Raw genomic sequence first — 9,315 nt, 5'->3', positions numbered from 1 at the left:
ACGGGACCCCTTAACGATGGGGTCATCAAGATGCCTCTGGTTTGATCGGAGGCATTTGTGTTTTGGATGTTGGTTGTGGAGACGATTGCAAAGATACGCCGGCTGTCGCTGGTGCAGGGAAAGTCGATCAAGGCGATCTGCCGGGAGCTGAATATCTCCCGGAAGGTGGTGCGCAAGGTTTTGCGTTCCGAGGAGACAGAGTTCCGCTACGAGCGCAAGCATCAGCCTTATCCCCGGATGGGCGCCTGGCGTGACGAGTTGGATCGGCTGCTATCGGCGAATGCGGCCAAGTCTCAGCGGGAGCGGCTGACACTGATCCCCATCTTCGAGGAGCTTCGCGGCCTCGGCTATGACGGCAGCTACAGTTCGGTGTGGCGGCATGCTCAGAGTTGGGAGGCGGATCGCGGCAGCGCCGCGGCCGAAGCCTACATTCCGTTGAGCTTTGCGCCGGGCGAGGCCTACCAGTTCGACTGGAGCCACGAGATCGTTCTGCTCGACGGCGTGACGGTAACGGTGAAGGTGGCGCACATGCGGCTTTGCCACAGCCGTATGTTCTTCGTGCGGGCCTATCCGCGCGAAACGCAGGAGATGGTGTTCGACGCCCATGACCGGGCGTTCGGCTTCTTCCGCGGTGCTTGCACACGCGGCATCTACGACAACATGAAGACGGCGGTGGACGCGATCTTCGTCGGCAGGGATCGCCGCTACAACCGCCGCTTTGCGCAGATGTGCGGACATTACCTTGTCGAGCCGGAGGCCTGCACGCCGGCAGCCGGCTGGGAGAAGGGACAGGTCGAGAACCAGGTTGGGCTGGTGCGCGAGCGCTTCTTCACGCCGAGGCTGCGCTTCAAGACGTTGGAGGATCTCAACGGCTGGCTGGCCGACAAATGCGTTGCCTATGCCAAGGCGCATCGGCATCCCGAACAGGGCGAGCGCACGATCTGGGAAGTGTTCGAAGAAGAGCGCGCCAGCTTCATTCCCTATGCCGGTCGCTTCGACGGCTTCCATTGCATTCCCGCGTCGGTGTCGAAGACCTGCACGGTGCGCTTCGACAACAACAAATACTCGGTGCTGTCGAGTGCCGTCGGCCGGCCGGTCGAGATCCATGCTTATGCCGACCGGATCATTATCCGCCAGGACGGTGTGGTCGTGGGCGAGCATGCCCGCTGCTTCGGCCGCAACGAGGTCATCTACGATCCCTGGCATTACGTGCCGTTGCTGGCCCGCAAGCCGGGCGGATTGCGCAACGGCGCGCCGTTCCTTGGCTGGGTCCTGCCATCGGCAATGGAGAAGGTGCGCCGCAAGCTCAAGGCGGTTGATGACGGCGATGGGCAGATGGTGTCGATCCTCACCTGCGTGCTGACCGACGGATTGAGCGCGGTCGAGGCCGCCTGTCAGGAAGCCATCGAGCACGGCGTCTCGTCGGCGGCGGTGATCCTCAACATCCTGGCCCGCAGCCGCGATCCGGCGCCGGGCACAATCCTTTCCATTCCCCAGGCGCTGAAGCTGGCTCACGAGCCGATCGCCGACTGCGCCCGCTATGACAGCCTCAGGAGGACGAACAGCCATGGAACGCACCGAAGTACTGGAACTGATGGGGGCGCTGAAACTCTTCGGGATGCGCGCGGCCTATGACGAGATCATGGGCGTCGCCATTAAGCGGCAGCACGAACCGCCAAAGATCGTCGGCGATCTGTTGCAGGCCGAGATATCGGAGAAGCAGGCCCGCTCCATCAAGTACCAGCTCAGCGTCGCCAAGCTTGCGCTGGCCAAGGATATCGGGGACTTCGATTTTGCCGGCACGCCGGTCAACGAGAGCCTGATCCGCGACCTGGCCGCCGGCGCCTTCGTCGCCGATCAGCGCAATGTCGTCCTGGTCGGCGGGACAGGCACCGGCAAGTCTCATCTGGCCATCGCCATTGCCCGTTCTCTCATCCGCAACGGCGCACGCGGGCGCTTCTTCAACGTCGTCGACCTCGTCAACAGGCTCGAGACCGAGACCCGTGCCGGCCGGCAGGGCCGCATTGCCGATCATCTTACCCGGCTCGACTTCGTCGTCTTCGATGAACTCGGCTATCTTCCCTTCGCCCAGGCTGGCGGGCAGTTGCTCTTCCATCTGGTCTCGAAGCTTTACGAACGCACCAGCGGTGACCGAGGAGTTGAGCGACCACAACTACATCCAGGGGTTTCCCAGTTTTGTCTCAACGGCTCAAGCCGTGGTCGGCCGGCCGCTGACGCCGGTCAGCGTGGCCGGGGTGGCACGGCGGTCGTCCCGGCGTTGTGCGGCCGGTGTAACCTGCTAGCTCGTATGCATCTGCCGCTCGGGTCGGTTATCTGGCCTCCCAGAAAACAGATGGCGATCTTCGAACATGCGTAGGCCCCCTAACCGGGGATCAGAAGGGAGAAGGAGATGAAGACCAAATTCCTCACTTTGATGGCCGCGTCCGTCGCCCTCATGGGACCTGTAGGAAGCGCCAGAGCTGCTGACAAGTGGTTCGTGCTCGGCGAGCAGACGGTCAAGTCCGTCGATCCAAGTGCCAACATTACCAGCGAAGGGAATCGATGGGAGAAGGACGTCAAATGGGTGAAGCTCTCTGCCGAGGGGGCTGATGTGAAGGTCAAGAAAGTCGTCCTCCACTGGGACAATCGCCGAGACGAAACGATCTCGGATCTCGGAGTCCTGAAGTCGGGAGGACAAACGGCTGCGAAGGAAGCCCCGGGACGCAAAGGGCGCCTCACGGCGGTGACGGTCAACTACGAGATCCTTAAAGATGCCAAGACGGCCACCCTCAAGGTCTGGGGATATGACTGGGCGGCAGGTCCCGGCCGGTGAGTGCCGAGCGAACCGGCCTATGCCCAGCGTTTTGATACACGACTGGCAACCAACAATACGGCGCCCGCTTCCCGTTTGGCTGAAATGGCACTGTCCTGCCACCGAGGCCGCGCCCCTTGACGACAGACAGAATTCCAGTCTTGAACGCATTAAACAGCGATCCGGGTAGCAGCAATGCCGGCAGAAACGCGAGAAAGGCCTACGTCAAGGCAAATAAGGCGTCGCTTTTTCGTTAAGCTAGCCCAAGAGGCGCAGGTCGTCTGGCCAATCCTCTCCGGGATCCTTGTCGCCATGGTTGGAAGCGGATTGGTCGTGGGGCGCATAGAGAGTTGGAGAATCGGCGAATCTCTTTACTTCACGTTCGTTACAGGGCTCACCATCGGCTATGGCGACCTCACGCCGAAGCATTTCATAGGGCGGTTACTGGCAATAGTGATCGCTTTTGCCGGGGTTGTGCTTATTGGCCTCGTCGCAGCCGTGAGCGTCCAGGCCCTTGCTGAAGCGGATCACGATCGCCCGGAATAAAGAACGGAGCGAAGGAGAGACTCGTGCTGCATCGCGCTGCGGCGCTACATATCTCGGCTTATGGAACTCCTGGTGCTAGTCATCAACGCCATTGTGTTTGGCGGTCTCGCCGTCGCGCTGATGGCAGGCGGCTTCGATCCGCCAGAGAAATTTCAACCACGAGATGTGTGGGCTGCTGACCCATCGACGCCAGCGCGGATAAGGATAACCGCAACGTCGGGGGTGACTTAACCACCGTCGTCCGATTCTACGTGCGGGCTGACCGCGCGGCGATCCATTTGGCGGTGACCTGCTGGATAGCGGAGATGAAGAGGGCCGTGGTGATTCCGAACATCATCAGACCGTTGGCGGCCTGAAGGGGCCCAAGCAGCCGCATTCGGCCATCCAGCACAACGTCACCATAGCCTAGCGAAGTGAAGGTCACGCCCGAAAAATACATCGCTGTTTCAAAATCCGCAAATGCGCCGAGCAGTTTGTACAGCAATGCCCAAAAAGCAACCTGGACAATGTTGCCGATCATTAGCACTACCATCAAAATCGAAAATTGAAGGAAAATCCCGCGGAGCGGCTTGGGACCGAGCGGTTGCCGGGAGGCCTGGGCGAAATAACGGGCGGCGAACACCGATGCCAGCACCTGAAGTGCGAGGCATGCCAACATCGCCAGCAAGCCGAGAGTAATAACCGCGATCATGGCCGGGGATTGTCAGTTTGCGGCCTGCCCTCGATGGGGTCGTACCGCAGCCACTCCATAAGCAGTACGTAGCCAACGGCCAGGAGCACAGGCCCCACAAACAGGCCGAGAAGCCCGTCAGCGATCATGCCGCCAATCACACCAATGAGAATGACCGGCATTGGAACTTCAAGTCCGCGGCCGAGCATCAATGGCTTGAGGAAGTTGTCGCTGAGCCCGGCAATAATGGTCCAGATCGAAAAGATGATCGCCGGCGTGGTCGCTTCGGTCGCAAGAACATAGGCTATGACAGGTAGGGTTACCAGCACCGCCGGCACCTGCACGATGGCAAACAGTAGCACCACGAGCGTCAAAACTCCGGCTGACGAAAGACCTACGGCGAAAAAGCCTACCCCGATCAGCAGCGACTGGATGACCGCTACGCCGACTACGCCGACTGCCACGCCTCGGATCGTAGCGGCGGTCATCGCAACCAGCCGGGGGCCCTGTGCCTTGCTGCCGGTGATACGTTCCAACAGGCGACTGGCGAATTCGGTGGCGCCGTCGCCATAGGCGATGAGCACGGCAGCGACTGCGAATGAAAGCACAAATGACAGTTCACCGGCGGCCAAACCGCCCGCGAACGACGCCAGCGATGATGCAATCCCACTTAGCATCTTGCCGTACTTGGCAAGCGCCGCCGGCATATTTGTCGCGACGAGCGCCCATGTCTCGGTCAGTTTCTGGCCGACCAGCGGCAGGTCGGCAAGCCGTGGCGGCGGCGGCGGCACCGTCAGGCTGCTATCTTGCAAGCCCGAGACGAACTCCAGTATCGAAGACGCAAGCGACGTCACCACCATGACCAATGGTACCAGCATCAGCACAACGCTGACCAACCCGATTAACGTCGCAGACCAGCGATTGCCGACCCGGACGACCAAGCGTTTGTGCAGCGGATAGAGCATGACCGCGAGGATCACCGACCAGAGCAGGATACCAGTAAAGGGCGATATGATGCGGCTACACGCAAAGATCAGTAAGCCGACGAGTCCGATCTGAAGCGCTGCATCGAGCATTCTCAAGAGCGACGGCACGCGCTCAGAGGTTGTCACGTTCGGCTCCATTGTTGCTCCCCCCCTTGCCAGCCAATCTGGATTTCCCAGGTGGCTCCGTGCTCCGGCGGACTATTTACCTGTTTCAGCCTTCCTGCAAGACAGATGCAAAGTGCTCGCTGGACGCGCGCCTCGGACAGGCCATTGAGAGGCCCGAAGAAGCCTCAGCCTGGCGCGGCTATGTGGGCGGATTCCTTAGATTAGGCAGCGCATCGGTGCCGTTGCGATGGCAACAGCTGAGGACTAAATTGCCATTCCAACGCAGGTGCCGGCGCAAGCAAAGCCGCGGCGCGACGGCCGCGTGATCTTAGAGGGGGAAACGTCATGGCGTCGGATACAACTGGGGCACCTCATGATGATGCTCCAAATACAGTGGGCGTGCCTCTGAAAGAGAAAAACCCGCAGCGCACGGTCGCAATTGCCGTGCTCCTGGTGGCGTTACTTCTGTTCGTTGTGACGGTTTTCATGGAGCGGCGCACTCCTTCTTCCTCGCAGGCGACCGTCAGTGCATAATGTCGTCGGCGTAGCGCCGGAGGTTACCGGGCGGGTCATTGAAGTGGGCGTGACTGACAACAGCGCCGTGACGCCCGGCCAGATGCTGTTTCGCCTGGACCGGAACACTACCGGCTTGCCGTTGCGGAGGCGGAAGCACGCCTTGCAGGGGTAGGTCAGTCGATCGGCGCTTCGACGGCGGCCGTCGATGTCGCCCAGCTCCTCAAGCAGCGGCCGCGACAGCAACTCCGCTTCGATGCCCAGCAGCTTGCGGCGGATGAACTGGCCGCGCGGATCGAGATCGAGCTTCGCCGCAATCCGCGAGCGTGTCCAGATATCGACCGTCATGCCGGTCGCACGGCCCGCCGCGACCGCCTTGCGGATCAGCGCTTCGTCGGGTTCTTGATTGGTGGCGAGAATGAGTGTAGCCGCGAGCTGCGACGCCTGCCTACGTTCGGCCTTTACGATCTCGATGGACTTGATCACGTCTCCGGGCGGCGGTGGTGACTTGCTGCCCTTGCGCCGCGTCACGGTGGCGGGATCGAGGAGCCATTTGCGATCAAGTCCGTCCGACGCGGTTATTGTATGATGCGCCATGATCAGTCTGGAGCTGCCTTCGCCGATGAAGCGTAGGCCATCAACCGGCGACTTGCGCGTCTTGCCGTCGGCGTTGATGCCGGTGTGAGCGATGCCCTCGTAGTCGGGGACGAGGCGAAGCACCGCCGTCGCAATGCGCTCGAACAGCCCTTCGTCAGTGATCGCCGCCAGTGCCTGGATAGTCGCGTTTCCATGGACTGATTGTATAGCCATGGTGTGAAGGCGTGCGCCAGCGCGCTCGTATCGGTGCTCCTTAGATCTGATTTGAAGGCGCTTCTAGAAACCACTTCGTTCCCGTGAGCCGACAGCCAGCTTTCGGCCCAACGCGACGTCCAGAGTGGTGGCTTGGCGATGTCCGTAGTCGGCGCAAGCCGATCTAGCGAGCGATAGCTTATTTGTGGTCCTTTTTGAAAGGCGAGCGAACCCCAAAACTGCCCTCAGCAATGCCGGCGCTAAGGCATTGATATTGCTGTTGCCAAAACCTGGGGATTTTTGGAGCTACTCCCCAGCTTCGGAGAATGATCGGCATTCAGAGAGCAATTTGCACGCTGGGGGCGCTGCGGCACTCCCCAGCTTTTGGCCACACACCCTGCAAACGCTGGGCTTCAGAGCGCCTGCCAGCGGAGCAGAGAATTGTTCGGAATTTGATGATGGTAGCGGGAGAGGGACTTGAACCCCCGACCTCAGGATTATGATGCCTTGTGTCGAAGACATCGAAAAGCGCCGTGGCATCATGCCAGCGCTGAGAAGCGTACCGCCGAGCCCTGTCTACGGCATTCCGCCAAAGGAAGTCACCGATCCGTTTGCCATCATGAACTACGGGGCAACAACGGAAAGGGTGATCCTCATAAGGCCGGAACCCGGATCGATCTCGGCCGTATCCAGTTGAACGAGCAGGTCGGCCGCTCAGTGGAGTCTCCTAAGAATTGATACGGATGCGTATCCCTCGCGTTGGCTCACGGCTCTACTGCCACGAGGACTGATCGCGCGGCAGCCGGCCATCGGGATCATAAACTTCTATATTGTCGTCGGCCGTCAGATTTGCGTTGAATACCACCAGATTGGTGCCTCCGGCATGCCGAAGCGACGGAAAGAGCAAGCCGCGACGTCCAGCGGCGATCAGGGTGTCGGAAAGTGTCCACGATGGCGGCGTCTTCTTGTCGATGCGCGCGATCCTGCGCCAGGGACAGTCCCATTCCGCCCATTCGACAGCCCAGTCGCTGGGATCATATCCTACCGACAGATCCACAACCTGATCCAAAGAGACCTTGTAGGCCGCCAGTGTCGCCGGTGGTGTGATCGAGGCTCCCTGGCGATACTCCTCAAGTGCGGTTTGCGGCGCTCGCGCGAGATAAAGCGCTTCGACGCCTGGCCTGTTGAACCTGCCTCCGTCGATCGCCGCCCCGGCGCCGCTCGTCGGCACATATGCCCATTTTGGAGTCAGATATCGATGGAAGACCTCGTCCGGCCCGAGGCGGACGAGCCTCATCCGCGCGCCCCGTTCTCCAGATCGCGGAGATAGCTCAGCACCGCTTCAAAATGCCCTTCCGCAACCAGTTCGGCTGCGGTCTTGTGGTCATACTCAGTGATCGGCTCGTTTCGATACCAGTAGATCGCTTTGCTGATGTCCCCGGTGAGCAGCGCGGCAGCCGTGATCGCCTTGATCATTTCGCGCATCCGGCTTTGCAGGCGCTCCGAGGCAGGGTTACGAAGTGTATTGCGGTGAACTCCGGTCAGGTCAGCCAGGTTCGTCACCTGGACGCCAAGCGCCTTTGAAAAGCGCTTTGGAGAAATATAGGGCGTGCGAGGTTCCTGGAGGCTCTCCACGAAGCCCGACACCATTGTAGCCTGGGTATTCTGAGCGATGGGCATGACCATTCTCCTGCACTCGATACGCACAATATATGCACATTCCAGCGCACATCAAGGGCCTATTTGACGTGCTCGCGATGGAGGCTTCAGTGCTTAGTTCCATAAGATAGATTATCTCAGCACCGTGGGAGCTCGCTACTCATATGGGAGGTTCGGCAGAAACGCCGTGCGCTACTCCGGTGCACGATGGGCCGCCGGCGGCGCCGCTCGGGGGGCCCGGCAGCTCGCAGCAAACAGTTTTCGATCTTCGCGAGCAGCTAGGTCGGATGCCGCAACCCGGTCCGCCATCCAGCAAGGGGCGCGCGATAACTCCAGGCCTCTGGCCTAGAAACAAGAACGATCACCGATCGCGACGCTGGATCAGATGCGTAGCGCAAACGAGGCAATAGTAAGTGTCAACACCATCGGAGACAGCTGCTAATAGCGGCAGCGAACTCGTCGACAGACGCTATTATAGGGCGGGCGCGACATGGGAAGATGATACGCACAGGTCAATGCGGCGATCGCGTACTTTGGCATGGATCGTCAGCGGCGTTTCCGGACTGGTGGCGGTGCTGTCGCTGCTGGCGCTCGTGCTGATCCTGCCGCTCCGGCAGTTCGAGCCGTATGTTGTCGAGGTCGACAAATCGACGGGCTACCTCGAGATCATGCGCGCGCTCAAGCCCGGAGATTTGTCGCAGAACGAGGCCGTAACAGCAGCCAATCTCGTCCGCTACATTCGTGCCCGCGAAACCTACGATTCCCGTGAACTAAAACAGAATTACGACCTGGCGCAGCTCTACTCCACCGACGCGGCGTCCAAGGATTTGACTTGGCTTTTCACGCCTGCAAATCCGCAGTCGCTCGACAAGATCTATGGCCGCAGTGTCACCGTGGCGGTCGAGATCAAGTCGGTTTCCCTGCTCAATCGCAACACGGCCTCGGTGCGCTTTGCCACGACGACGCGTCGGGACAATTCATCCACCGCCGACAATTGGGTGGCGGTGATAAAATTCCGCTACACCTCAACACCGCTCAAGAACGAATGGCGTTTCGACAACCCGTTGGGATTTCAGGTTACGGATTACCGCCGCGACCAGGAATCGGCGCCGGCCGCAGGGAACCTGCAATGAGACGGCGCGTGAAGCTAGCGCTCTGTGCCGCCCTTCTATTCTGCGCGACCCATAGCGCGGCGGCGCGCGATGGCCGCAAGGCAGCATCGGTGACTTCGCCGG

Annotated in this window: 8 protein-coding genes and 2 pseudogenes; 6 read left to right on the top strand and 4 right to left on the bottom strand. The window is 60.5% G+C overall.

From position 1 onward, the window contains the following. The first annotated feature begins 66 nt into the window (after positions 1-66). The 4 genes and pseudogenes from istA (at position 67) to AC1D08_RS32670 (ending at position 3,358) form a co-directional block, all read left to right on the top strand. Positions 67-1,635, top strand: a complete 1,569-nt coding sequence (gene istA, locus AC1D08_RS32685; RefSeq protein WP_477425138.1) for an IS21 family transposase — start codon at positions 67-69, stop codon at positions 1,633-1,635. Beyond that, positions 1,568-2,146 (top strand): annotated as a pseudogene (locus AC1D08_RS32680) (ATP-binding protein); the annotation flags it as partial. The gene istA and the pseudogene AC1D08_RS32680, both read left to right, overlap by 68 nt. Before the next feature lie 264 nt (positions 2,147-2,410). Then, positions 2,411-2,833 (top strand): hypothetical protein, encoded by a 423-nt coding sequence (locus AC1D08_RS32675; RefSeq protein WP_477425107.1) that lies wholly within the window; start codon positions 2,411-2,413, stop codon positions 2,831-2,833. A 174-nt stretch (positions 2,834-3,007) separates the two neighbouring features. Further along, entirely contained in the window at positions 3,008-3,358 is a 351-nt protein-coding gene (locus AC1D08_RS32670; RefSeq protein ID WP_477425105.1) for a potassium channel family protein, read from the top strand. A gap of 247 nt (positions 3,359-3,605) precedes the next feature. Here the strand turns inward: AC1D08_RS32670 and AC1D08_RS32665 are convergent, their stop codons facing one another. Both AC1D08_RS32665 and AC1D08_RS32660 read right to left on the bottom strand, forming a co-directional pair. Then, positions 3,606-4,049 (bottom strand): ion channel, encoded by a 444-nt coding sequence (locus AC1D08_RS32665; RefSeq protein ID WP_477425104.1) that lies wholly within the window; start codon positions 4,047-4,049, stop codon positions 3,606-3,608. Beyond that, on the bottom strand, positions 4,046-5,152 hold the full coding sequence (locus AC1D08_RS32660) for an AI-2E family transporter (RefSeq protein WP_477425102.1): 1,107 nt from the start codon (positions 5,150-5,152) through the stop codon (positions 4,046-4,048). Before AC1D08_RS32660 ends, AC1D08_RS32665 begins: the two co-directional genes overlap by 4 nt. A gap of 312 nt (positions 5,153-5,464) precedes the next feature. Here AC1D08_RS32660 and AC1D08_RS32655 point away from each other — a divergent pair. Continuing rightward, positions 5,465-5,905: pseudogene (locus AC1D08_RS32655) on the top strand (hypothetical protein); the annotation flags it as partial. A gap of 1,288 nt (positions 5,906-7,193) precedes the next feature. On the opposite strand, the gene AC1D08_RS32650 reads toward AC1D08_RS32655, so the two are convergent. After that, the gene (locus AC1D08_RS32650) at positions 7,194-7,718 is read right to left on the bottom strand and encodes an RES family NAD+ phosphorylase (RefSeq protein WP_477425100.1); all 525 of its coding nucleotides are present in this window, start codon (positions 7,716-7,718) and stop codon (positions 7,194-7,196) included. Beyond that, positions 7,715-8,101 (bottom strand): hypothetical protein, encoded by a 387-nt coding sequence (locus tag AC1D08_RS32645; protein ID WP_477425098.1) that lies wholly within the window; start codon positions 8,099-8,101, stop codon positions 7,715-7,717. Before AC1D08_RS32645 ends, AC1D08_RS32650 begins: the two co-directional genes overlap by 4 nt. A gap of 392 nt (positions 8,102-8,493) precedes the next feature. On the opposite strand from AC1D08_RS32645, the gene AC1D08_RS32640 reads away from it, so the two are divergent. Further along, positions 8,494-9,213 (top strand): VirB8 family type IV secretion system protein, encoded by a 720-nt coding sequence (locus AC1D08_RS32640; RefSeq protein ID WP_477425096.1) that lies wholly within the window; start codon positions 8,494-8,496, stop codon positions 9,211-9,213. Positions 9,214-9,315 lie beyond the last annotated feature (102 nt).

Source organism: Mesorhizobium sp. P2_E6 (assembly GCF_056403835.1).
This window is presented reverse-complemented; position numbering and strand designations above follow the sequence as displayed.

What these genes read in the sequence shown, in the direction of transcription:
- AC1D08_RS32670 (WP_477425105.1), top strand. Translation starts at nt 3,008, where the DNA reads ATGCCGGCAGAAACGCGAGAAAGGCCTACGTCAAGGCAAATAAGGCGT.
- AC1D08_RS32660 (WP_477425102.1), bottom strand. Translation starts at nt 5,152, where the DNA reads ATGGAGCCGAACGTGACAACCTCTGAGCGCGTGCCGTCGCTCTTGAGA.
- istA (WP_477425138.1), top strand. Translation starts at nt 67, where the DNA reads ATGTTGGTTGTGGAGACGATTGCAAAGATACGCCGGCTGTCGCTGGTG.
- AC1D08_RS32675 (WP_477425107.1), top strand. Translation starts at nt 2,411, where the DNA reads ATGAAGACCAAATTCCTCACTTTGATGGCCGCGTCCGTCGCCCTCATG.
- AC1D08_RS32645 (WP_477425098.1), bottom strand. Translation starts at nt 8,101, where the DNA reads ATGCCCATCGCTCAGAATACCCAGGCTACAATGGTGTCGGGCTTCGTG.
- AC1D08_RS32650 (WP_477425100.1), bottom strand. Translation starts at nt 7,718, where the DNA reads ATGAGGCTCGTCCGCCTCGGGCCGGACGAGGTCTTCCATCGATATCTG.
- AC1D08_RS32665 (WP_477425104.1), bottom strand. Translation starts at nt 4,049, where the DNA reads ATGATCGCGGTTATTACTCTCGGCTTGCTGGCGATGTTGGCATGCCTC.